Origin of the sequence: Pseudomyxococcus flavus (assembly GCF_050038885.1) — a bacterium.
Lineage (GTDB): Bacteria > Myxococcota > Myxococcia > Myxococcales > Myxococcaceae > Myxococcus > Myxococcus flavus.
Window position 1 is genome coordinate 7291058 of record NZ_CP143624.1, and the last position, 23593, is coordinate 7314650.

General features: G+C 70.5%; 19 protein-coding genes and 1 tRNA gene. 9 read left to right on the forward strand and 11 right to left on the reverse strand.

Annotated elements, in window-relative coordinates; genetic code table 11:
- Positions 1–131: 131 nt before the first annotated feature.
- On the reverse strand, positions 132–554 hold the full coding sequence (locus VZL07_RS30290) for a hypothetical protein (protein ID WP_426751423.1): 423 nt from the start codon (positions 552–554) through the stop codon (positions 132–134).
- On the reverse strand, positions 551–1423 hold the full coding sequence (gene metF, locus VZL07_RS30295) for a methylenetetrahydrofolate reductase [NAD(P)H] (protein WP_426751424.1): 873 nt from the start codon (positions 1421–1423) through the stop codon (positions 551–553). The genes VZL07_RS30290 and metF overlap by 4 nt, the downstream gene beginning before the upstream one ends.
- A 95-nt stretch (positions 1424–1518) precedes the next feature.
- Between metF and gcvT the strand changes: the two genes are divergently transcribed.
- From gcvT to gcvP, 3 genes are all read left to right on the forward strand, one after another.
- Entirely contained in the window at positions 1519–2601 is a 1083-nt protein-coding gene (gene gcvT, locus VZL07_RS30300) for a glycine cleavage system aminomethyltransferase GcvT (RefSeq protein ID WP_426751425.1), read from the forward strand.
- A 30-nt stretch (positions 2602–2631) separates the two neighbouring features.
- The gene (gcvH, locus tag VZL07_RS30305) at positions 2632–3021 is read left to right on the forward strand and encodes a glycine cleavage system protein GcvH (protein ID WP_426751426.1); all 390 of its coding nucleotides are present in this window, start codon (positions 2632–2634) and stop codon (positions 3019–3021) included.
- A 78-nt stretch (positions 3022–3099) separates the two neighbouring features.
- Positions 3100–6012 carry an aminomethyl-transferring glycine dehydrogenase gene (gene gcvP, locus VZL07_RS30310; protein WP_426751427.1) on the forward strand — a complete coding sequence of 971 codons (2913 nt, stop codon included), beginning with the start codon at positions 3100–3102 and terminating at the stop codon, positions 6010–6012.
- Positions 6013–6077: 65 nt separating this feature from the next.
- Here the strand turns inward: gcvP and VZL07_RS30315 are convergent, their stop codons facing one another.
- The 3 genes from VZL07_RS30315 to VZL07_RS30325 all read right to left on the reverse strand — a co-directional run bounded on the left by VZL07_RS30315 (position 6078) and on the right by VZL07_RS30325 (position 10496).
- Positions 6078–6989: a cation diffusion facilitator family transporter gene (locus VZL07_RS30315; protein WP_426751428.1), complete on the reverse strand. Its 912-nt coding sequence runs from the start codon at positions 6987–6989 to the stop codon at positions 6078–6080.
- Between the two features lie 82 nt (positions 6990–7071).
- Positions 7072–8319 (reverse strand): TonB family protein, encoded by a 1248-nt coding sequence (locus VZL07_RS30320; RefSeq protein ID WP_426751429.1) that lies wholly within the window; start codon positions 8317–8319, stop codon positions 7072–7074.
- Between the two features lie 119 nt (positions 8320–8438).
- Positions 8439–10496, reverse strand: a complete 2058-nt coding sequence (locus VZL07_RS30325) for a SpoIID/LytB domain-containing protein (protein WP_426751430.1) — start codon at positions 10494–10496, stop codon at positions 8439–8441.
- A 97-nt stretch (positions 10497–10593) separates the two neighbouring features.
- On the opposite strand from VZL07_RS30325, the gene VZL07_RS30330 reads away from it, so the two are divergent.
- Complete coding sequence (locus VZL07_RS30330) at positions 10594–12282, forward strand: right-handed parallel beta-helix repeat-containing protein (protein WP_426751431.1); 1689 nt, start codon at positions 10594–10596, stop codon at positions 12280–12282.
- Between the two features lie 73 nt (positions 12283–12355).
- Here the strand turns inward: VZL07_RS30330 and VZL07_RS30335 are convergent.
- Positions 12356–12427: transfer RNA gene (locus VZL07_RS30335), tRNA-Cys, on the reverse strand.
- A 154-nt stretch (positions 12428–12581) separates the two neighbouring features.
- Here VZL07_RS30335 and VZL07_RS30340 point away from each other — a divergent pair.
- The 4 genes from VZL07_RS30340 (at position 12582) to fdxA (ending at position 15826) form a co-directional block, all read left to right on the forward strand.
- Positions 12582–13733, forward strand: a complete 1152-nt coding sequence (locus tag VZL07_RS30340; RefSeq protein WP_426751432.1) for an acyl-CoA dehydrogenase family protein — start codon at positions 12582–12584, stop codon at positions 13731–13733.
- 117 nt (positions 13734–13850) lie between these two features.
- Complete coding sequence (locus tag VZL07_RS30345; protein WP_426751433.1) at positions 13851–14204, forward strand: rhodanese-like domain-containing protein; 354 nt, start codon at positions 13851–13853, stop codon at positions 14202–14204.
- An 86-nt stretch (positions 14205–14290) separates the two neighbouring features.
- Positions 14291–15379, forward strand: a complete 1089-nt coding sequence (gene asd / locus VZL07_RS30350; RefSeq protein ID WP_426751434.1) for an aspartate-semialdehyde dehydrogenase — start codon at positions 14291–14293, stop codon at positions 15377–15379.
- A gap of 111 nt (positions 15380–15490) precedes the next feature.
- Entirely contained in the window at positions 15491–15826 is a 336-nt protein-coding gene (gene fdxA, locus VZL07_RS30355; RefSeq protein ID WP_426751435.1) for a ferredoxin FdxA, read from the forward strand.
- A gap of 69 nt (positions 15827–15895) precedes the next feature.
- On the opposite strand, the gene VZL07_RS30360 is transcribed toward fdxA, so the two are convergent.
- On the reverse strand, positions 15896–16684 hold the full coding sequence (locus tag VZL07_RS30360) for a hypothetical protein (RefSeq protein ID WP_426751436.1): 789 nt from the start codon (positions 16682–16684) through the stop codon (positions 15896–15898).
- 118 nt (positions 16685–16802) lie between these two features.
- On the reverse strand, positions 16803–17852 hold the full coding sequence (locus VZL07_RS30365) for a hypothetical protein (protein WP_426751437.1): 1050 nt from the start codon (positions 17850–17852) through the stop codon (positions 16803–16805).
- Between the two features lie 115 nt (positions 17853–17967).
- Between VZL07_RS30365 and VZL07_RS30370 the strand changes: the two genes are divergently transcribed.
- Positions 17968–18444 (forward strand): GNAT family N-acetyltransferase, encoded by a 477-nt coding sequence (locus tag VZL07_RS30370; protein ID WP_426751438.1) that lies wholly within the window; start codon positions 17968–17970, stop codon positions 18442–18444.
- 6 nt (positions 18445–18450) lie between these two features.
- Here VZL07_RS30370 and hrpB read toward each other — a convergent pair whose 3' ends face one another.
- The 3 genes from hrpB to VZL07_RS30385 all read right to left on the reverse strand — a co-directional run bounded on the left by hrpB (position 18451) and on the right by VZL07_RS30385 (position 23581).
- Entirely contained in the window at positions 18451–21015 is a 2565-nt protein-coding gene (hrpB, locus tag VZL07_RS30375) for an ATP-dependent helicase HrpB (protein ID WP_426751439.1), read from the reverse strand.
- Between the two features lie 13 nt (positions 21016–21028).
- On the reverse strand, positions 21029–22804 hold the full coding sequence (locus VZL07_RS30380; protein ID WP_426751440.1) for a hypothetical protein: 1776 nt from the start codon (positions 22802–22804) through the stop codon (positions 21029–21031).
- A 72-nt stretch (positions 22805–22876) separates the two neighbouring features.
- Positions 22877–23581, reverse strand: coding sequence for an HAD family hydrolase (locus tag VZL07_RS30385; RefSeq protein ID WP_426751441.1), 705 nt, complete (start codon positions 23579–23581; stop codon positions 22877–22879).
- Positions 23582–23593: the final 12 nt, after the last annotated feature.

The following is a 23593-nucleotide window of genomic DNA, read 5'->3' on the forward strand; positions in this document are numbered from 1 at the left end:
GTGAACAGAGCAGGCGCTCCGTCAGAGGGAGCGCCGGCCCGCGGCGGCGTGTGCGGGCGCGGGCCGGCGGTGTAGCCTGACCATCAATTCCTTGCGGTTGGTACGGAGGCCAACCGCCGCGTTTTGAACGCTCAGACGGTGAAGGCCTCACGCACGCCTTCCCGGCGCAGCGTGAAGAGCATCCAGATGGCCACCGGCACGCCGATGACGCAGCCGGGGGAGAGGATGTAGAGCGCGGTGATGCCGCCCACCGTGGCCAGGCCATAGCCGCGCAGGTTGAGCGCGCTGATGGCGCCCCAGGCGGAGAGCACGCCGCAGAGGATGCCCACCACCAGCATCAGCGCCAGCGCTGGCGTCAGCTCCAGCGTGTTCGCCTCGGCGCCCGCGGGGACGAAGGGCGAGGTCACCTTCAGCGCCGCCAGGATGAAGCCCGCGATGTTGTAGATGACGTTGAGCACGCCCACGCACAGCAGGAAGAAGGCGGGCGGACGGATGATGTTGAGGACCTTGTTGCGCGGGTCGTCTTTGGGCAGCTGGATTCCAGGACCACTCATGAACGGGCTCTCAGTGCGCTCACAATCATCCGCGTCGCCGGGGACTTGTTGAGCGTGTAGAAGTGGATGCCGGGGACACCCCGGGACAGCAGCTCCATGCACTGCACCGTGGCGTGGGCCACGCCGAGCTGGGCAACCGCGTCCGGCTGGTCCTTCACCTTCTCGAGCTGCAACGCCAGGCGCATGGGCACGGTGGCGCCGCACAGGCGCGTGAACCGCTGAATCTGCTCGTAGTTGGTGATGGGCATGATGCCGGGGACGATGGGGACGTTGATGCCCGCGCGCCGCGCCCGCTCCACGAAGTCGAAGTAGAACGCGTTGTCGAAGAAGAGCTGCGTCACCACGAAGTCCAGGCCCGCGTCCACCTTCGCCTTGAGATGACGCAGGTCGTCGTCACGCGAGGGCGTCTCCACGTGGCCCTCCGGATAGCACGCTCCCCCCAGGCAGAAGTTGAAATCCTCTTCTCGGATGAATCGCACCATCTCCGACGCGTAGCGGAAGCCGCCGGGCTGGGGCTCGAAGCGCGTCTGGCCCTGGGGCGGGTCTCCGCGGAGCACCAGGATGTTGTCCACCTTCGCGGCTTCGAGCCGCTGCAGCACGGAGCGCAGCTCGTCGGGGGCGTGGCCCCCGCAGGTCAGGTGGGCCATGGCCTCGATGCCCGTCTCCTGCTTGATGCGCAGCACCAGCTCCACCGTCTTGGCGCGCGTGCTGCCGCCCGCGCCCTCGGTCACCGACACGAACCCGGGCTGCAGGGACGCCAGGTCCTCCAGGGCCTTGAGCAGGTTGGCCTCGCCTTCCTCCGTTCGGGGCGGAAAGAACTCGAAGGAGAAGCACGGGTCCGAGGGATTCAACCGATTACGAATCTTCATGTCGCCCCCAGTCTAGACGCTCCGCGTCGTCCTTGATCGGGCAAGTCTCGCGGCTATAGTCCGCGCCGTTTTCCACACCCCTCCAGGAGAAGAAGATGGCCCGGCAAACGCCCCTCAACGAGGCTCACCGCAAGCTGGGGGCCAGGATGGTCGACTTCGCTGGCTGGGACATGCCCGTCCAGTACACCTCCATCATCGGCGAGCACGAGGCCGTGCGCACGGCCGTGGGCCTGTTCGACGTCTCGCACATGGGCGAGGTGGAGTTCACCGGTCCCGGCGCCCTGGACACGGTCAACGCGCTCATCTCCAACGACCTGGCCCGCATCGCGGACGGGCAGGCCGTCTACGCGGGCCTGCTCGACGAGCGGGGCACCTTCGTGGACGACGTCGTCGCCTACCGCTTCAGCCCCGAGCGCATCCTCATCTGCGTCAACTCCAGCAACCGCGAGAAGGACTTCGCGTGGATGAAGGCGCACGCCAGGGGCGTCACGCCCGTGGACCGCAGCGACGACTACGCGCAGATCGCCGTGCAGGGCCCCAAGGCCGCGGGCCTGGTGCAGCGCCTGACGAAGACGGACGTGTCGAAGATTGGCACCTACCGCTTCGCGGAGGGCGAGGTCGCCGGCATCCCGAGCATCATCTCCCGCACCGGCTACACCGGTGAGGACGGCTTCGAGCTGTACTGCGCCGCGAAGGACGCGGTGGCGCTGTGGGACGCGCTGCTCACCGAGGGCCAGCAGGACGGCGTGAAGCCGTGCGGCCTGGGCGCGCGTGACAGCCTGCGCACGGAGATGAAGTACGCGCTGTACGGCAACGACATCGACGACCAGCACACCGCGCTCGAGGCCGGGCTGGGGTGGATCGTCAAGCTCGACAAGCCGGCCTTCATTGGCAAGGAAGCGCTGGTGGCCCAGAAGGCCTCGGGCGTGAAGCGCAAGCTGGTGGGCTTCGAGCTCACCGGCAGCGGCATCCCCCGCCACGGCTACGCCATCCTGAAGGACGGCGCCAAGGTGGGCGAGGTGACCAGCGGCACCATGGGCCCCTCGGTGAAGAAGGCCATCGGCATCGGCTACGTGCCGGCGGAGCTGTCCGCGGAGGGCTCGACCTTCGACGTGGACATCCGCGGCCGCGCCGTGCCCGCGGTGGTGGTGAAGACGCCGTTCTACAAGAAGCCCTGAAGCATCCCCGTTCCAGACAGGAGCACCGACATGGCCGACAACATTCCTGGCGACCTGAAGTACACCCGTGAGCACGAGTGGGCCCGCGCTCAGGGCAACGTGGTGGTGGTGGGCGTGACGGACCACGCCCAGACGTCCCTGGGTGACGTGGTGTACGTGGAGCTGCCCAAGGTGGGCGCCAAGGTGACGGCCGGCGCCTCGGTGGGCACCATCGAGTCCACCAAGGCGGTGTCCGAGCTGTTCTCGCCCCTGTCGGGCACGGTGGTGAAGGTGAACGACAGCCTGACGGACAACCCGTCCCAGGTGAACGACGACCCCTACGGCGCCGGCTGGCTCGTGGAGATCGAGCCCTCGGACCCCAAGCAGGTGGACGGTCTCCTGGATGCCGCCGCTTACGCCGAGCTGGTCAAGAACGCCTGAGAGTGAAGCGGCGGGGACTGGCTGTTAGGCACGGTCCTCGACTTCTCGACTCACGACTCGCCCGCGAGCCCCAACGCCATGTCCTTGAACTGGAAGTACCAGGAGCCGTTTGCCGGCCGTCACATCGGTCCGGATGACACCGAGCTGAAGCAGCTGCTGTCCGCGCTGGGCGTGGACTCGCTCGATGCCTTCATCGACCAGGCCGTCCCGCCCGCCATCCGCGCCAGGGAGCCCTTGAAGCTCGCTCCGGCGCGGGGGGAGCACGAGCTGCTGGCGGCCCTGGAGTCCATCGCCGCGAAGAACCAGGTGTTCCGGTCCTTCATCGGCATGGGCTACCACGACACGCACACGCCGAACGTCATCCTCCGCAACATCTTCCAGAACCCGGGCTGGTACACCCAGTACACGCCCTACCAGGCGGAGATTGCGCAGGGCCGGCTGGAAGCCCTGCTCAACTTCCAGACGATGGTGATGGACCTGACGGGCCTGGAGGTGGCGAACGCCTCGCTGCTCGACGAGGGCACCGCCGCCGCCGAGGCCATGGCCCTGGCGCTCCACGTCAAGGGCGACGACGCCAGCGCCGCCTTCTTCGTCTCCGAGGCCTGCCATCCGCAGACGGTGGACGTGGTTCGCACCCGCGCCCAGCCGCTGGGCGTGGAGGTGGTGGTGGGCGACCACCGCACCGTGGACCTGGGCTCGAAGAAGTTCGTGGGCGCGCTGGTGCAGTACCCGGCCACCGACGGCGCCGTGCACGACTACCGCGCCTTCGCGGAGCAGGTGCACGCGGCGGGCGGCCTGCTGGTGGTGGCCGCGGACCTGCTGAGCCTCACGCTGCTGACACCGCCGGGCGAGTTCGGCGCGGACGTGGCGGTGGGCAGCGCCCAGCGCTTCGGCGTGCCCATGGGCTACGGCGGTCCGCACGCCGGCTACTTCGCCACGAAGAACGCGTACACGCGCGTCATGCCCGGCCGTATCATCGGCGTGTCCGAGGACGCGCAGGGCCGCCGCGCGCTGCGCATGGCGCTCCAGACGCGCGAGCAGCACATCCGCCGCGAGAAGGCGACGAGCAACATCTGCACCGCGCAGGTGCTGCTGGCCGTCATCGCCAGCATGTACGCCGTCTACCACGGGCCGCGGGGCCTGAAGGCCATCGCCGAGCGCGTGCACGGCCTCACGGTGCTGCTGGCGCGCGGCCTGGCGAAGCTGGGCTTCAAGGTGAAGCACGAGCAGTTCTTCGACACGCTGCGCGTGGAGCTGTCGCCGCCGCAGGTTCGCGGCGTGCTGGGGGCCGCCGAGGCGGCGCGGATGAACTTCCGCCGCATCGACGAGAAGACGCTGGGCCTGTCCCTGGACGAGACGACGCGGCCCTCCGACGTGGAGGACATCCTGGGGGCCTTCGTCATCGGCGCCGGCAAGTCCTGCGCGCCGCCGAACCTGGCGGACCTGGCGGGCGACGGCGTGGAGAGCCCGGTGGAGCCGGCCCTGCGCCGCGCCAGCGCGTACCTCACGCACCCCGTCTTCAACAGCTACCACTCCGAAACGGAGATGCTGCGCTACATCCGGCGGCTCGAGGCGAAGGACCTGTCCCTCACGCACTCGATGATTCCGCTGGGCAGCTGCACCATGAAGCTCAACGCCACCGCGGAGATGATTCCGGTGACGTGGCCGCAGTTCGGCCGGCTGCACCCGTTCGCGCCCACCTCGCAGGCGGCCGGCTACAAGGTCATCTTCGAGCAGCTGGAGCAGATGCTGACGCAGGTGACGGGCTTCGCCGGGTGCTCGCTGCAGCCCAACGCGGGCAGCCAGGGTGAGTACGCGGGCCTGCTCGTCATCCGCGCGTACCACCAGAGCCGCGGCCAGGGGCACCGGGACGTGTGCCTGATTCCGTCCTCCGCGCACGGCACCAACCCGGCCTCGGCGGTGATGGCGGGCTACAAGGTCGTCGTCACGAAGTGCGACGAGAACGGCAACATCGACCTGGACGACCTGCGGGCCAAGGCGGATGCGCACAAGGACGCGCTCGCCGCGCTGATGGTGACGTACCCGTCCACCCACGGCGTGTTCGAGGAGGAGATTCGCGAAATCTGCGCCATCGTCCACGAGCGTGGCGGCCAGGTGTACATGGACGGCGCGAACCTCAACGCGCAGGTGGGCCTCACGGCGCCGGGCCTGATTGGCGCGGACGTGTGCCACATCAACCTGCACAAGACGTTCTGCATCCCGCACGGCGGCGGCGGCCCGGGCATGGGGCCCATCTGCGTGGCCAGCCACCTGGTGAAGTTCCTGCCGGGGCACCCCGTCATCCAGACGGGCGGCTCGGAGGCCATCGGCGCCATCTCCGCGGCGCCGTGGGGGAGCGCGAGCATCCTGCTCATCTCCTGGATGTACATCGCGATGATGGGCGGCGAGGGCCTCACGCAGGCCACCAAGCTGGCCATCCTCAACGCCAACTACATCGCCGAGCGGCTGCACCCGCACTACCCGGTGCTGTACCGGGGCAAGCGGGGCAAGGTGGCGCACGAGTGCATCGTGGACCTGCGCCCGCTGAAGAAGACGGCCGGCATCGAGGTGGAGGACGTGGCCAAGCGCCTCATGGACTACGGCTTCCACGCGCCCACGGTGTCCTTCCCGGTGGCGGGCACGCTGATGATCGAGCCCACGGAGAGCGAGTCCAAGGCGGAGCTGGACCGCTTCTGTGACGCGATGATCGCCATCCGCCAGGAGATTCGCGACATCGAGGAGGGCCGCATGCCCAAGGACAACAACGTCCTGAAGCACGCCCCGCACACCTCGCGCGTCGCCACCGCGCCGGAGTGGAACCGGCCGTACTCGCGGGAGCAGGCTGTCTTCCCGACGCCGTGGGTGCGTGAGAACAAGTTCTGGCCCTCGGTGGGGCGGCTCAACAGCGTGCTGGGCGACCGCAAGCTGGTGTGCTCGTGCCCGCCCATCGAGGACTACATGACGCCGGAGCCGAAGGCCGCCACGGCCTGACGCCCCTGGCGTTCCGGAAGTCCCAGGAGGCCGCTTCCCTTCATGGGGAGGCGGCCTTCGCCTTTCTACGCCGTCGAGGCCATGGCCCGGTCGGGCTCGACGTGCACCACCACGTCCACCACCTGGGGGTAGGCGGCCTGGAGCGTCCGCTCCACGCGGTCCGCCATCTCATGGGCCTGCGCGGTGGTGAGCTGCGGGTCGACCTCGATTTTCAGGTCCACGTAGACGCTCTCCTCCATGCCGCGGCTGCGCACGTCGCGGCAGGAGCGCACGCCGGGTATCGCCAGGGTGTGCCGCTTCACCTCGTCCGGGTCCAGCCGGGCGGTGTCGGAGAGGATGCCCACCGCCTGCCGGACGATGCCGTAGGCCACCCACGCCACGAAGACCATGACGACCAGCGCAATCAGCCCGTCCGCGCGCGGGTAGCCCAGCCACACCAGGCCCAGGGAGCCCAGCACCGCCAGGGTGACGTAGACGTCGGACATCGTGTGGCTCGCATCCGCCAGCAGCAGGGCGCTCTTGTACTTGCGCCCGTAGTGGCGCTCCACGCGCGTCACCACCAGGTTCACCACCAGGGTGAAGGCCATGACCGCCGCCATGGTACCCGTCACCTGCGGGTGCGTGTCGTTGAGCACCGAGTCGAGCGCCATGCGCCCCAGCTCGAGCATGCCCACGCCAATCATCGCGCCGATGCCCAGCGACGCGAGCGCCTCGAACTTGCCATGTCCGTAGGGGTGGTCCGCGTCCGCGGGCCGGGAGGCCACGCCCATGGCCACCAGCCCCAGCACATTGGAGCCCCCGTCAATGAAGGAGTGCAGCCCGTCCGCCGTCACCGCCGCGGACTGGCTGAGCATGCCGAAGGCCAGCTTGGCGCCGGCCACCACCCAGTTGGCGGCGAGGATGCCCAGCAGCACGTTTCGGACCTTCCGGTTCCGCTCCTGCTGCGCGAGGTTTCGGTCGGAGAGCGTCGCTTCCACGGCGCGGCACCGTAGTGGGAAGCGTGCCCGGCCGCGAGAGGGTGTGCGGCCGGACGTGGAGAAGCCCGCAGTCGCGGGGCGCTCAGTTGGGCTGGCGGAACAGCCGCATCCGGGGCCCGCCCCCCATCTCCATGAAGAAGCCGAACTGGAACTTCACCTTGGAGTCCTCCGACAGGAGGCCCGGCGGCGGGTTGGGGAAGGGCTGCGCGCGCTTGAAGGAGGACACCGCCTCGAAGTCCAGGAAGTCCAGGCCGCTGCTCTTCTCCACCTGGATGTCCGTCAGCTGGCCGCGCTCGTCGAGCGTGATTTCCAACAGCGTGTACCGGTCCCTGCCCGTGTAGATGCCGCCGGTGGGGTCCCTGCGGCGCAGCTGCTCGTTGGGGTTCCAGTGCATGCCCACGCTCTGCTTCACGCGGTTGAAGAAGCTGGCGTACTTCCACTCGCGCGTGTTGAGGAGGGTCTCGTCGCCCTCCTCGGCGTCCTGCAGGTGGTCATTGGGCGCGGCGCCGAGAATCTTGTCCATGACGGCGCGCGACGGCGCCAGCGACGCCAGCCCCGGAGCACCCGCGCGTCCGGCGGAGCCCGCCTCCTCGCCGCCAGTGCCCGGCTGGATGTTGAGGCGCTTGGAGTTGCCCACCACCTCGTCGCTCTCGCTCTGGTTGTGCACCTCCACGCCCGGCCCCGGCGACGTGGGGTCCGTCTTCATGGCCACCTCGCTCTTCCGGCGCGCGTCGGGAATCTCGAAGGCGGGCTTCTGACCGCCCTGGGCCACGGGCCGGTCGTCGTTGCCCATGCCGTTGTTGCCGGCCAGCCGGGGCGGAGTCTGGGCGTCCGTGTTCTGCCCCTCCTGGTTCTGCGGCGCCGTCCGCTGGGGCATGGCGTTCCGGTAGAAGGGCGTCTGCTCCCGGGCGCGCGTCTCCTTGTTCACCCGGTTGTTGCTCTCCGCGAGGTACTTGGCGTTCGGGTCCACCTCGTTGTTGCCAGGCGCGACGTCCACCACCTGGCCCTTGGGTGGTTCCTCGGGCTTCTTCTCCTCCGGCTTCTTCTCCTGCGCGCGGGTCCGCTCGGACGTCTGGGACTTCGTCTGGGGCGACGCCTTGCCGCGATTCTGCGCCCACTGCTCCGCGGTGAGCGGGCGCACGGCCACGGAGGTGGGCCGCGTCGCGGGCTTGCGCGCCACCGGCTCACCCTGGAGCGAGCTGGTCAGCAGCAGGGTGCCCACATAGATGGCGTGGATGAGCAGGGCGAGCGCCACCGCCGCGGCGAACCGCCCCGCCGATGACGTCTGCCGCCTCCGGCGGCGCCAGCTGGATGGAGAACCCGTGCTCACGGCGGGATGATAAACCTCCGGACGGGCGGACTAGTCCCGTCGCGTTCGCGGCTGAACAGGTGAAGTGGGACGTCGATTCGCGAGCCGCGCACCGGTTTGCAGGATAACCCCTTCCGGCCTCAATAGATGGGAGCCACCTCGGCACCGTTGAAGTAGTGACGGAGGATGTCCTGGTAGCGCTGCCCGGCCTCCGCCCGGCCAATGGCGCCCGTCTGGCACATTCCTACGCCGTGCCCCCACCCCCCGCCACGGAAAAGCCAGCCGGTGAGCCGGCCCTCGGCGTCCCGCTCGGCCTCCACCACGGCCATGCTGCTGTTGAGCATGCCGAACAGGCGGCGGATGTTCAGCTCGCCCCGGACCTGGGTGGCGCCCTTGTCGCCGGACACCGTCAGCACGCTCGCCCGGCCGGAGACGCCCCGGTCCGTCAGCGCGAGCGCCTGGACGTGGCCAACGCCCAGCCGCTTCAGGCGCGCGTCCACCTGCTCGGCCGTGAAGCGCCTCTCCCAGCGGAACTTGCTGGGCTGCGCGAAGCTGGAGAGGCGGCAGGCGGCGGGCAGGTGGCTGGCCGTCAGCCAGCGCTCCAGGCTGGCGGGCAGGCGATGGCCGCCCACCGGGCCGATGACGTCCGGGCGGCCCCGGAGGCTGGGGTCCGGGGGCCCGCCCCACACCACGTCGTTGTCCTCGGTGTGGCCGCCGCAGACGGCGCTGTAGACGGAGTCCACCAGCCGGCCTTCCTCGTTGAAGAGGCCCTCGCCGCGGGTGGCCTCCACGGCGGCCGTGGTGCTCGCCGCCTCACCCGTGCGGCCCCGGTAGACGGCGCAGTGCTGCTCGGAGCAGAGCAGGTAGGGGTCCGCCAGGTGCTTGATGCCCACCTTGGCCAGCACCTCGCCCCGGGCGGTGACGGCCTGGGCCTTCAGGGCCTCCGGGTGGGCGCGCGCGAAGATCTCCGCGGGCACGAGCCCCTTCAGCAGGTCCTCCAGCGGCACCACGTTGACCACGGCCAGCAGGCCCGCCCGGTCCACGACGAGCTGGAGCGCGCCCCGGAAGGTGCGGTCCTCGAATCCATGGAAGTCGTAGCCGACGCCGTACTCCACCTGCCGCACGTCGAAGCCCGCGCCATCCGGCGTCTCCGCGTCCAGCCGGTCCTGGGCCAGGCCCACCACGGCGCCTGACTCGTCGCGGACCTCGAGGATGGCGCTGGCCGGGGTCCGAACCTCTTCGAACAGGGTCGTCTGGGCGCCGTGGCTCCGCAGCAGCTCCGCCTGCCTGCGGCCGGCCGCCTCGGGCGTGAGCACCTCGTCCACGAGGAGCAGGGTGCGCCGGTTGTCGATGACCTTCCCGGCGATGCCGTAGACGGTGCCCAGGACCTGGGTGCGGACCGCGAGGCCCTTCTCCCGCCACGCCTCCAGGGCGGCTTGCATGCCCGCGCGGTCGGTGATGCGGAACTCGGCCAGTTGGACACGCGCGGACAGCACCGCGGGCGTCCCCTGCGTCACCCGCACCGTCCACCGCGTTCCGGCCGCCGCGTCGAGCACCTTGTCGTCAGGCCCCCCGAAGCGCAGGCGCATCCGGCCTCGCGGTGAGAAGGTGACCTCGCGCCGGCCCTCCATCAGCCGGACGGGCACACGCGGCTCACCGCCTCGGAAGTCCAGGCGCTTGAGGTCCCCGGGCGTGGGGATGCCCTGCGCGAGCGGGTCCTCCGGAGGCTGCGCGGCCTGCGCCGAAGCGGCCGTGCCAGGAGGCGCGCCGGTGGCCGACGTACCCTCCGCCGCCTTCCCAGTGCCCGAACCAGGGGACCCCGCCAGGCCCTCTGCGTTCCCGCTACCGTCAGGGGACGCCAGACCGCTGTCCGAAGGGCCCGGGCCTGGCGACTCCGCCAGGCCATCGCCAGGAGACGCCGGTCCGCTGCCCGGCTGCTGGGAGGACGGCCTCCCTGGGGCGGAGGGCTCCGTGCCATCGCGCTCGGCTGTCGGGGCGGGTCGGCTCCCTTCCTCTCCTGCCACGGAAGTGGGGTCCTCGGTCGGTAGCGAGACGCGCGGCTCGGCTCCGGGTGAGCGGGGACCGTCCGGGGCAGGCTTCGGGGCCGCGCAGGCGGAGAGCAGGACGGAGGCGATGAGGAGCAGGACGGCGTGGCGCACGGGGGGCGACACCGTACTGTCGCACCTCCAAGCTGTCACGAGCCGTTCGCCTGGCGCCTGCAGGGCCGGCCGTTCAACGCGTGCCAGGACGCGGGGGGATGAATACCGGACCCGGCCTCCGGCGTTGCCCCTGCTCATGAAAATCCGACATGGCAACTGCCTGAAGCTGAAGCCCCTGGTGACGAGCGTGCTCCTGCTGGGCGCGGCGGCCTGCGGTGGCTCCGACAGTAACGGCGGGACCTTCGTGCCCCTGCCGAGCCAGTCCCCCCGCTCCTCGGCGCCCGCGCCGGAGTCCGAAGTCGTGGAGTCTCCGGAACCCGTGGCGTCTCCCGCGCCCCCGCGCACCTTCTCGGCGCGGCCGCCCATCGGCGTGCAGGCGGTGCCGGGAACGCCCGTGGCCGCGCTGCCGGACCACTCGGACCACGCCAACATCGAGGACCCGTCCCCTCAGCCGGCCGTCAGCGCCATGACGATGTCCGAGCCCGAGGCGCCTACGTATACCCGCGAGTGGGTGGTGAGCACGTCCGGCGACGACGCGGGCGACGGCAGCGCCGCGCGGCCGCTGCGCACCATCAACCAGGCCATCCGCCTGGCGGGCCCCGGCGAGCTCATCCGCGTCCTCGCCGGCACGTACGCGGAGCGCGTCATCATCGGTGACAACGCGAAGCCGGGCACGGCGGATGCGAAAATCACGCTCCAGGGCGAGGGCAACCCGCGCATCGTCCTGGGCCCCGGTGAGCACGGCCTGGTGCAGGTGCGCCAGCCGCATTGGATCATCGACGGCTTCGAGCTCGACCTGGAGGGCCAGACGCCCTTCGCCGTCACCTTCGAGGGCGACGTGACGGGCTCGATGCTCGTCAACTCGGACCTTCACGGGGGCACGGGCGGCGGCGCGGTGACGACGTTCAACGGCGCCACCGGCCCCATCATCGAGAACAACCACATCCATGACTTCGTGAAGACGACGGGCAACGAGGACTCTCACGGCGTCGTCGTGCAGCCCACGTCGCGCGATGTCACGGTGCGCAACAACGACATCCACGACAACTCGGGCGACTCCGTGCAGTGCCTGGGCCCCGAGGGCTTCAGCAACCTGCCTCCCGCCGAGGGCCTGCTGGTGGAGAACAACCACCTCTACGGCAACCGGGAGAACGCGGTGGACATCAAGACGTGCTTCGACGTCGTCGTCCGCAACAACCGGATGCACCGGTTCCTCCCGACCTCCACGGCCAAGGGCGAGGTCGTCGTCGTCCATTACTCCGCGAGCAACGTGCTGGTGGAGGACAACGAAATCTACGACAGCGCCAAGGGCATCTCGGTGGGGGGCAGCCGCGATGGTGCCCTGCCTAGCGGCGTGATTGTCCGCCGCAACCGCCTGCACGACATCACCGATGCCGGCGGCGGCGAGGGCACGGCCATTCGCCTGGAGAACTCGGAGGGCACCCTGGTGGTCAACAACACCGTCACCCGGGCGGCCACCGCGCTCACCCTCGGCCACGGCACGGGTGGGCCCACCCAGGCCGCGGTGGTGCGGAACAACATCTTCGCGGACGCGCCCATCGCGGTGAACCTGGGCCCCATGGCCCCGGGCATGAAGATGGGCCACAACCTCTTTCCGGCGGGAGCCCAGTTCAAGCAGGAAGGCGTCGCCGTGGACCTGACCGCCTTCCAGGCCGCCACGGGTGATACCACCTCCCGCGCCGGGGCCGCGGACCTGGGCGCGGCCTTCGCGCCGGGGCCCATGGCCCAGGACTCGGGCGAGGACATCGGCATGCCATTCTGCGGCGCCGGGCCGGACATCGGCGCGGTGGAGCTGGGCTGCTGACCCGCGTCACCGACCCCTGAAAAGGCCAAGGCCCGATGCGGAGTCACTTTCCGCACCGGGCCTTGTTGCTTTGAGGCGCCACCCGGATTCGAACCGGGGAATGAAGGTTTTGCAGACCTTTGCCTTACCACTTGGCTATGGCGCCGAGAGGATGGGGTCGGCTTTATACGCAGCCCGCCACCACGCGGTCAAGGACGCAACCGCTGTCGGGTGTTCGGGCGTCCCGTTAGCATTCCGCCACGGAAAGGTTCCACCCCGGGTGCGCGTGCAGGCATCCGAACGGACGAGGTGCTCGAACGATGCTTCACGGCCATGGACTGTACCTGGAAGAGCATGACGCGTTTCGTCGCACGGTGCGTGCAGTGGTGGAGAAGGAGATCCGCCCCTTCGTCCGGGAGTGGGAGGCCCGCGAGGAGTTCCCCCGGGAGCTCTTCACCCGCTTTGGCGAGCTGGGCTTCCTCGGCTTGAAGTACCCGGTGGAGTACGGGGGCTCGGCCGCGGGGGAGCTCTACGAGGCGGTGCTCCTGGAGGAGCTGGGCCGGTGCGGCTCGGGCGGCGTGTCCGCGGGACTGGGGGCGCAGTTCACCATCTCCACGGGGCCGCTCCACCTGTTCGGCACGGAGGCGCAGAAGCGCCGCTGGCTGACGCCCGCCATCCGGGGCGAGAAGATTGGCGCGCTGGGCATCACCGAGCCCGACGCCGGCTCCGACGTGGCGGGCCTGCGCACCACCGCGCGGCGTGAGGGTGACTGCTACGTGGTGAACGGCTCCAAGACGTACATCACCAACGGCGTCCGCGCGGACTTCGTGGTGCTGGCGGTGAAGACGGACCCGGCGGCCGGCCACAAGGGCCTGTCCATGCTGGTGGTGGAGAAGGGCACCCCGGGCTTCAGCGTGGGGCGCAAGCTGGACAAGCTGGGCTGGCGCGCGTCGGACACGGCGGAGCTGTTCTTCGAGGACTGCCGCGTCCCCGCGGAGAACCTGCTCGGCGTGGAGGGGCAAGGCTTCTCGCAGATCATGGGCAACTTCCAGTGGGAGCGCCTGTCGCTGGCGCTGGGCGCGGTGGGCGCCATGGAGGAGATGCTGGAGACGGTGCTGGCGCACGTGAAGTCGCGGCGCGCCTTCGGCCGGTCGCTCCACCAGTTCCAGGTGGTGCGCCACAAGCTGGCGGAGCTCTTCACCGCCCGCGAGTCGGCGCGGCAGCTCACGTACCACGCGCTGCGCCTGCACGTGGCGGGCGAGTGGGCCGTGGCGCAGACATCCATGGCGAAGAAGGTGGCCACGGAGACGTGCTGCCGCGTGGCGGACGAGTGCCTCCAGCTCCACGGCGGCGCGGGCTACATGATGGAGTACGACATCCAGCGCCACTGGCGGGACGCGCGGCTGGGCCCCATCGGCGGCGGCACCAGTGAGGTGATGAACGAAATCATCGCCAAGCAGCTCGGCCTGTAGGGCGGGGGCGCGGTGCGGCACGGCGCCCCGCCCGCCACGCGGAGGGCAGGCGGGGAGGCGGCGCGGAACAGGCCGTTGGAGCTCCGGGTTACCCGAGAAGACCCCGCGGAGGTCGCCGTGGAGCCCACCATCCTCTGTGCCGAGCTGTACATGCGTCTGGGGGACGACGAAGTGCTCGTCCTCGACTGTCGGGACGCTGCCGATTGGGAGCGCTATGACCTGCACATCCCCGGAGCCCTGCGGATGACGTCCGCGGAGATCGCCCGCGACCACCACATGCTCCCGGACGACGAGCTCATCGTCCTCTGCGGCTGCTCTCCGGACGGAAGGGACTGCCGCCGGTTGTGCCGCCTGCTGCGGATGAAGGGGCGCGAGGCCGTCTGCCTCGAAGGGGGACTGCTGGCGTGGGTGACAGGTGGCTTCCCCACGGAGCGGCACACCCGGGCTCCGGTGGCCGTGATGCCCCGCTGAGCATCGGGGTGGATGCGGTGCGTCGGGAAAGGGTGTAATGGAGCGGGCGACTTCCTCCTTCGTTGGGAGATTGGAGACACGCCCCCATGGCCAGGCTTCGCGCGGCACTCATCGGTGCCACTGGACTCGCCGGACAGCAATTCATCGCGGCCCTCAAGGACCATCCCTCCATCGAGCTGACGGGCCTCGCGGCCTCGCCCCGCTCGTCGGGCAAGACGTACGCGGAGGCCTTGAAAACGGCGAACGGCATGACGGCGTGGTTCGTCCCGGAGCCGCTGTCGGCCGACATCGCCCGCATGAAGGTGGTGGCCGGAGACGCGCTGGAGGCCAAGGACTATGACCTGGTCTTCTCCGCCGTGGAGGCGGACGTGGCGCGCGAGCTGGAGCCGCGCCTGGCGAAGGACATCCCCGTGTTCTCCGCCGCCAGCGCCTTCCGCTACGAGGACGACGTCCCGCTGCTGATTCCCCCCGTCAACGCCTCGCACGCCCCCCTCGTGCGGGAGCAGCAGCGCCGGCGCGGCTGGAAGGGCTTCATCGTCCCCATCCCCAACTGCACCACCACCGGCCTCGCGGTGACGCTGGCCCCGCTGGTGGAGCGCTTCGGCGTCAAGGCGGTGCTGATGACCAGCCTGCAGGCCATGTCCGGCGCGGGCCGCTCGCCGGGCGTCATCGGCATGGACATCCTCGACAACGTCATCCCCTACATCCCCAAGGAGGAGCACAAGGTCGAGGTGGAGACGAAGAAGATCCTTGGCGCGCTCCGGCCGGGTGGCGAGGGCCTCACGCCGCACGACGTCCGCGTGTCCTGCACCTGCACCCGCGTGGCGGTGATGGAGGGGCACACCGAGTCCGTCTTCGTCTCGCTGGAGAAGAAGGCCACGGTGGCCGAGGTGACCCAGGCCCTCCGGGAATGGCAGGGCGCCGAGCTGGCCCGGAACCTGCCGTCCGCCGCGCCGCGGTGGATTGAGGTGCTGGACGATCCATTCCGACCCCAGCCCCGGTTGGACCGGGACACGCACGGCGGTATGGCCACCACGGTGGGCCGCATCCGCGAGGACGGCGTCCTGGAGAACGGCTTCAAGTACGTCCTGGTGTCCCACAACACCAAGATGGGGGCCGCGCGAGGCGCCATCCTCGTGGCCGAGCTGCTGCTGGCCCAGGGCTTGTTGGGCTGAACCCCGGCACTGACACACGGCGGTCACAGATTCAGGGTGCCATCGCCAGCTCGAACCACTACTCTGCGCGCCCACGGACGCGCCTGGTTTCTACCGAGAGGAGACTTTTCAATGGCCTACGTCGTCGCCGACCCTTGCATCAAGTGCAAGTACACCGACTGTGTCGAGGTGTGCCCGGTCAACTGCTTCTACGAGGGTGCCAACTTCCTGGTCATCCACCCGGATGAGTGCATTGACTGCGGCGCTTGCGAGCCCGTGTGCCCCACCAAGGCCATCTTCCCTGAGACGGAGCTTCCGGAGCAGTGGAAGGAGTACAAGGCGCTGAACGCCGACTTCTCGGCGAAGTGGCCGAACATCGCGGAGAAGAAGTCCGCGCTGCCCGAGGCCGAGGAGTTCAAGGAGAAGGAGGGCAAGCGCTCCCTTCTGGATCCTTCGCCGGGCGCATAGGCCATCCATCATCGCGTGTCCCGGAAGGCCCTTTCGTCCCGGCGAGAGGGCCTTCTTCGTTGAAGGAAGCTACTGTGCGTGCAGCGCGCGCAGCTTCAGGCCTCGCGCCTCGAGCGCATCGCGCAGCCGGTGCAGGTCCTCCTCGGCCAGGGGGCCCCGTCGCCCCTGGATGCGCAGGGATACTTCGCGTGGGCCGATTCGCTCGACTTCCACCGTGGCGTCCAGGTGGCCGCGCACGCTCATGCTGAGCGCGGGTCGCTGCGACTTCACGAAGACGTCGATGCGTTCGATGAGCGCCATCGCCGCCTCGGCGCGCGTGGCGGCGTGGACGCTCTCTGCCGCGGCGCTGCTCCCCCCTGAGGCTCGGCCCGCTGCGGCCAGGGCGCCCTCGCGGCCTGTGGACTCCGGCATGGAGCGCTGCGTGTCCACCGGGAGCGGCACGGGTGTGGCGCGGGTGTCCGGTGGCGCGGGCGCCGCGGCGCGACAGTCCCTCGACAGCTCACGGGCGATGAGCTCCTGGAGGCGGTGCTCGGTGCGCTCCTGGCCTTGCAGCTGCGCCTCGCTGCGGACGGTGCCCAGCCGCTGGACCTCGGCGTGCATCGCCTGGCGCTTGAGGCCCAGACTCTCGGGGCTGGAGATGGCGCCTCGCTGGGGGGCAATCACGGGCCCGGTGGCGCGCGCCACCAGGGCAGGCGCGGGCCGGAACTGCAGGGCCGCTGGCGGGGCCGTGGGCGCTCGCCGGGACGGCTGCGCTTCGCCACGGGGCTCCGCTTCCTCCAGTGCCTTCTTGAAGCGCTCTGCGTCGGATGACTTCGCCTGCCTGGCCCGCGTGGCGGGCTCCTGACTGTCGACCTTCATGGCATCCCTCGTGCGATGGCGCGGGGACGAAGCAGGGGACATGCCAGGAGCAGACGACGGACGGGCACCGCCGGGGTGGTACTCCCGCGTGGATGGGCGTCCAGGCGCGGGATGTGGGTCAGCGGTGGGTGCCGAAGGCGCCGGGCTGGATGGGGGCCAGGCCCGTCAGGTCGTTGACGGCCATGGGGCAGCTGGCCACGGTGGCGGGGTCCACCAGGATGGGCGTCTTCGTCCAGTCGCGCTCCGGGAAGAGCAGCGCATCCCGCAGCTCGATGGACGTCAGGCCCTTCTTGTACTCCCAGAAGCGGCCACGCACGATGACGCGGGAACCCTTGAGCAGCTTGTTGAGGTCCGTGAACTGCGTGTCCTGGAGCTTCGCCGTGATTTCCACGCGGGGGCGCTTGGTCGGCTTGCCGAACTGGAACTCGTAGCGCTCCGTCGTCGGCGCCTCGGGCTCCTCCCACATGAGGCGGGCGAGCATGTAGGGCGCTTCGGGCTCTTCGCCCTTCTTGAGACGCTTCTTCTTCGGCTTCACGAGCTTCACGTCCAGCAGCTCCAGCGCGCTGAAGGCGACCTCGTGGTCCAGGTAGTTCTCGCGGAACAGGGCCTCGGCGGTGGAGGCCCCCACGGACGTGGCGCGCTGCACCTCCTGGGCATAGCGCTCGCGCAGCGCGGGCAGGGTGACCAGGAAGCTGTCCAGCGGCTTCACCCCCGCGGCGAGGAAGCGCAGCCGGCCGGTGTCGATGGCCGGGTAGTGGGGGGCCAGCGCCTCCGCCGTCACCAGCCACTCGGGCGGCAGCTTCCGGTCGATGAGCACGCGCCGGACCATGGCCACGAAGAAGGCGTTGCCGGGAAAGCGCTGGTTGACGAGCTGGGTGCTGAGCGCGTTCACCAGCACCGGGTCCAGCATGAAGTTCTCGTCGCGCTTGTGGAAGTACACGCCCGCCTCACCCAGCAGGGTGAGCATCGCGCCGAGCACCTGGGCACACCCCGCGTCCTGGGTGCCCTGCTTCAACCCCTGGTTCAGCTTCGACCGGGTGAAGCGCTTGTCCAGGTCCTCCTCGCGGAAGACGGGCGCCTGGCCGTTGCCGAAGAAGAGCTCCGGCTGGGCGGTTGCGGGCATGGCCGACAAGGCCAGGACGAGTGCGAGCAGTCGGTTGAAGCGCATGGCGCCTGGCAGCCTAGCATGGGGGGCAGGCGGGGCGTGGGGGCGCAACCCCGGCCCGCCACGGTGCTTTTTCCGCCTGTTGACCTCGCGGGCTTTTGTGTACCTTGCCCGCGACATGGCTTCTCCCACGGATACCTCCGCGCCCGTTACCATCGCTCCGATCCAGAACGAGGCGGAGCTCATGCAGGCGCTCGCCATCCGCGAGGTGGTGTTCATCGAGGAACAAGCGGTTCCCGAGGGCATCGAGCGCGACGCCGAGGACGCGCACGCCTACCACGTCATCGCCCACCAGGGCGGGCACGCCATCGGCACGGGCCGACTGGTGATGCTGGCGCAGCCTCCGGCGAACCAGGAGGGCAAGTGGGGCCAGATTGGCCGCATGGCGGTCCTCCAGTCGCACCGCAAGGCGCGCATCGGCTCCAGGCTGCTGACGTCCCTCGAGGAGGAGGCGCGTCGGCGCGGCGTCAACGGCATCATGCTGCACGCGCAACTCTACGCGCTCGACTTCTACAAGAAGCACGGCTACCAGCCGGTTGGCGGCGTCTTCGAGGAAGCCGGCATGGAGCACCTGGAGATGCACAAGCGCTTCTGACGGACGTCACCGCCGTGGCGGCCGGGGGGCGGGTGGCTGGGCATGCCGCGGATCCTCCGGCCACGAGTGGCGGGGGTACTTGCGGCACAGCTCCTTGCGGATGGCGGGGTAGTGCCGCTCCCAGAAGCCCGACAGGTCGGTCGTCACCTGCACCGCGCGCATGTTCGGGGCCAGCAGGTGCAGCACCAGCGGGACGCGGCCCGCGCAGACGGTGGGCCCCTGCGCCATGCCGAAGAAGTCCTGCAGGCGTGACTCCACCCAGGGCGGCTTGCCCGGCTCGTAGTGGACCTTGACGCCGCGGCCACCGGGCAGCGTCACGCGCTCGGGGGCATGGGTGGCCAGCAGCCGCTGCTGCTCGGAGGTGAGCCGCGCGTAGAGCGCGTCGAGGAGCGACACGCCCTCCAGGTCCTTGAAGCTGCGCGCGTCCGAGCACAGCGACGCCAGCGCATCGCGCAGGAAGGCCTCGTCGACCGAGGGGAACTTCGCCTCGGGGAAGGCCTCCGCCAGCAGGGCCACGCGGGTGCGCCACTGCTCCAGGGCCTCCGGGTCCGCGAACTTCCCCGGGCCCGCGGCCAGCGCGGCCTCCACGAGCACGCGGGCGGTGGCCTCGGACGCGGGTGCGGGGGTCCGCGTCTCCTCCAGTACCAGGTTTCCGTAGGACAGGCGGGTGAGCCGCTCCACACGCCGGGCCTCGGCGTTCCACTGGAGGGTGTCCACCTCCTCGAGCGTCTCCGGGTACAGGTCCAGCAGCCACTCGGGCTCCACGGCGCTGGCGAGCCGCACCACGGCGCCCTTGCCGGGGCGCTCCTCGGCGTCCGCGGCCACCATGAGGTCGGCGTCCTGGACGACGCTGACCTCGGACAGGGTGGCCGTTCCGCCGCCGAACATGAGCAGCTCCGGCGCGCGGGGGCGGCGCCGGCGGGCGACGCGGTCGGGGTAGCCCGCGAGCACGCTCAGCATCAGCGCCTGTTCCACGTCCTCGGCACGGTGGGGCCGCTCGCCTTGGGAGCGCACGGCGCGCCGCAGCTGCTTCTGGACCCGGTCCACGGACTGAACGGCACCGGCCTCCAGCGAGAGCGAGTGCATGCGTCCCGAGGCGAACCCCGCACGCTCGGCCTCGCGGAAGCGCTCGAACAACTCCAGCAGGTCGGAGGGCCCGCTGACGACGGCGGCCGGGCGGCCTCCGTGGCCCAGGTTGGCGCGGGCCTCGCGGCGGATGTCGCGTTCGCCCATGAGGGCGGCGAGCACGGCGGCCTCGGCGCCCACGCCCCGGCGTTCGCCCTCGACGATGATGCGTGCCTGGCGCGGGTGGACGGGGAAGCGCAGGAGCCGCTCGCCGACGTCCGTGACGCGGCCCTGGGCATCGACCGCGCCCAGCCGGCGCAGCAGGGTCTCCGCGGCGTCGAGCGATGCGGGGGGAGGGGGCTCGAAGAAGGGGAATGCCCCCAGGTCGGTGATGCCGGAGGCGCGCAGGGAGAGCACGGTCTCCGCCAGGTCCATGCGGCGAATCTCCGGGGCGTCCTGCTCGGGGCGGCCGTCGAAGTCGTGCTGCGTGTAGAGGCGCAGGCAGTGGCCGGCGCGCGTGCGGCCAGCGCGGCCCGCCCGCTGGATGGCGGACGCGCGGCTGACCTTGGACAGCTTGAGCGTGGGCAGGCCGGACCAGGGCGAGTGGGACGCCACGCGCGCGAGGCCCGAGTCGATGACCACGGCGACGCCGTCGATGGTGACGGACGTCTCGGCGACGTTGGTGGAGAGGATGATCTTCCGCCGCGAGCTGCGGCGCACGGCGCGGTCCTGCTCGGCGGGGGAGAGGTCGCCGTGGAGGGGGAGCACGTCGGCGCCATGGCGCTCGGCGAACTCGGCGCAGGCGTCGCGCGCGCGGCGGATTTCGCCCGCGCCGGGGAGGAAGACGAGCACGTCGCCATCCACGCCCTGGGCGAAGACGCGCTTGAGGCCGGAGAGCACCTGCTGGTCCAGGTGGCGGTCATCGGGCGCGGCCAGGTACTCCACGCTGACGTCGAAGCGGCGGCCTTCCGAGCGGAGTGATGGGGCGCCGCCGAGGTACGCCCGGATGGGCTCCGCCTCCAGGGTCGCGGACATGACGACGACCTTGAGGTCCGGCCGCGTCGTCTCCTGGAGGCGGCGGAGCATCGCCAGGGAGATGTCGGCGGAGAGATGGCGCTCGTGGAACTCGTCGAGCACGACGATGCCCACGTCGCGCAGCTTCGGGTCGGAGAGCAGTCGGCGGCCCAGGACGCCTTCGGTGACGAAGGACAGGCGGGTCTTCGCGCTGCGAACGTCTTCGAAGCGGACCTGGTAGCCCACCGACTCGCCGACGCGCTCGCCCACTTCTTCGGCCACGCGCTGTGCGGCGAGCCGGGTCGGGAGCCGGCGAGGCTGGAGGACGATGAGCTCCTTGCCCTGGCCCAGCCCGGCCTCCAGGAGCGCGCGGGGCACACGGGTGGTCTTGCCCGCGCCCGGGGGCGCCTCCAGCACGAGCGAGCGCGCGCCACGCAGGGTGGAGACAATGTCCGGAAGCAGGGGATCGATAGGAAGCGCGACATCCGCCATGGCCCGGTGTCCTCTAGGGCGTCTCCGCGCCAGGCGTCGAGGGCGCGGACTGCGTGGGTGGCTTCTTCTTGCGGACGCGGGGGGCCTGCGCCTCGCTCGCGGGGGCACCCTCGCCGGAGTCGGGCGAGACCGGCGCCGCAGCGTCCGGCTTCTTGCGGCCACGAGGTGCCTCGCTCGTGGCGGTGGGCTCAGCGGGCACGGTGTTCGCTGCGTCCGCCTTCTTGCGGGGACGGGACGCCTGCGTCTCGCCCGCTGGCGCGTCCTCGGCATCGGGCGAACCTGGCCGCGCGGCATCCGCCTTTCTGCGGGCACGGGACGCTTGGGCTTCGCTCTCCGACAAGCTGCCGGCCTTGGGCAAGGCGGGCTCTCCTGCAACCGCCTGCTCCCGAGCAGGGGACGCCTGCGTGTCGCCGGCTGCCTCGACGGAAGCGGGCTCCGCTGCGTCGACCTTCTTTCGGCCCCCGCGCGTAGTGCGCGGCGCCTGACCGGGCGCACCTTCTCGAGGGGCGCGTGTCTCCCCCGGACCGTTCTCGATTGCAGCCGATGCTGCGGCCCCGACGTCCTCTCCACCGTCCGTCTTCGCGGAGTCCCCTTTGCGGCCCTGGTCCGTCACGGCGGGCTCGCTGCCAGGTGCCGCCTCGGCACTGTTGCCCCGCACGGTGTCGTCACCACCCACTGAACCCGTGTCGGCTGTGCTGTCGCTCCCGGCCCGGCGTGGACTGGCGTCGAGGTTCTTGCCGGCGCTCTCCGCCGCACCGGCGCTGGGAGCACGGCTCTCGCTGGCGCTCTCCGCTGTACCGGTGCTGGCGCCACGGCTCTCGCTGGCGCTCTCCGCCGCACCGGCGCTGGCGCCACGGTGCGCATCGGTGCTGTCCACCGAGCGGTCGTTGTCCGCCGACGCTTCAACGCCGCCTGCGCCGGTGTCAGCCGCCGCCGCGACGTTCGAGGGCGCCGACGGCGCAGCTGCATCGTGGGGCGCGATATCACCACCGGCATCCAGGGCGGCGACCTCGGCGAGCTCAGCTTCCGTGGGCTCCATGGAGTCCACGGGCTCCTCAAGCCCAGCCAGCGTGTCGTCAGCGAGCGACAGTCCCCGCCCGGCGCGGCGCTTGGGTTTGAGGTGCAGCCCGGCTGCTTCGTAGACGGTGGGCACGGGCACGAGCGCGGCCTCGGCCAGCAGACGCGCCTGGCGGAGGGACTGGTCGAGCTTGCGGCCCAACGTCACCAACTCCTCGCGCAGGAGGTTCTCCTGTTCCTGCGTCAGCGGCGCGGGCTCATGGCTGGTGCGCCATGCGGTATGGGCGGCCAGCACCTGCTCCATGACGGGCCGGACGAGCGCGAAGTCCTCGCGAGCGAAGATGCGCGTCACGTAGGCACTCTTGGTTCGCCGCTCGTAGGACGTCGCGTACTCGAGGACGGCCTCACGCGGGGCGCGCCGCAACTGCGGGAACTTCAGATGGGGGAAGAGGGCCTCGATGACGGGCGCACGGCTGCTGGCGGTGAAGGTGATGCCAGCGTGCAGCTTCTCCAGGGCATCCACCCACAGCCCCTGCTGATGGAACGCGTATTCCTCGCGGGCCTCTTCGAGCTCGGGCAGGTCCTTCACGCGGTCCAGCACGCCCGCGGTGGGGGCGCGCGCGGTACGGACCAGCTCCAGCGCGGTGGCGAGCCAGCCCTTCTCGGCGTCGAGGCCAGGCCGGCCGGTGAGCATTTCCCCCGCCGCGGCGAGGCGGGCCTCGAAGGCTTCGGCAAAGCGGATGAGCTCGTACGATTCGAGCGTGGACGACATGCAGCGGCTCCTCGGAAGGGCGGCGGGAGATAGCACACCCGGCGCGGTGCACCGAGCGGCCGGGCAGGGGCCTCAGCGCCCGCCGAGCAGCGTCTCCATGGCCTCGGGGTGCGAGAAGTCAGGGAAGGCGACGGTGGCTCCCGCGTCCAGGAGCGCCTGGGCCGTGAAGGTGCCGGTTCCCACGCCGATGCACTCGGCGCCGATGCCCTGGGCCGCATGAACGTCCTTGGGCGTATCGCCAATGACGACGACCCGGCATTCCTCCATGGGCACGCCGAGCAGCGCCGCGCCGGCCTTGGCGCCGCAGCGGATGAGCTCGGTCCGGTCCTCGTTGTCGCAGCCGAAGCCGCCGAAGTCGAACTGGTCGTAGATGCTCACGCGCTCCAGCTTCACGCGGGCGCCTGCCCGGACGTTGCCGGTGCCCAGTCCCACCGCGAACCCGGGGCGGCTGCGGGCCTCCTTCACGGCCTCGCGCATGCCGGGGAACACGCGGTAGCGCTGGTCATCGACCTTGTGCACCTCGTCGGTGAGGTGGGCGACGTAGGCGTCGATGACCGCATCGATGGCCTCGGTCGTGTCCTCCACGCCGATGATGCGCATGGCCTTGCGGACGATGGCCCGGTCGGTCATGCCGGACATGGCGAACGAGTCGCACGCGTCCCGGCGCCCATGCAGTTTTTCGAAGGCGGCTTCCATGGCGCGGCGCCCCGCGCCTCCCGTGGTGACCAGGGTTCCATCGATATCGAAGAGAAGGACGGTGGGACGCATGGTCCCCATCTAATGGAAGCC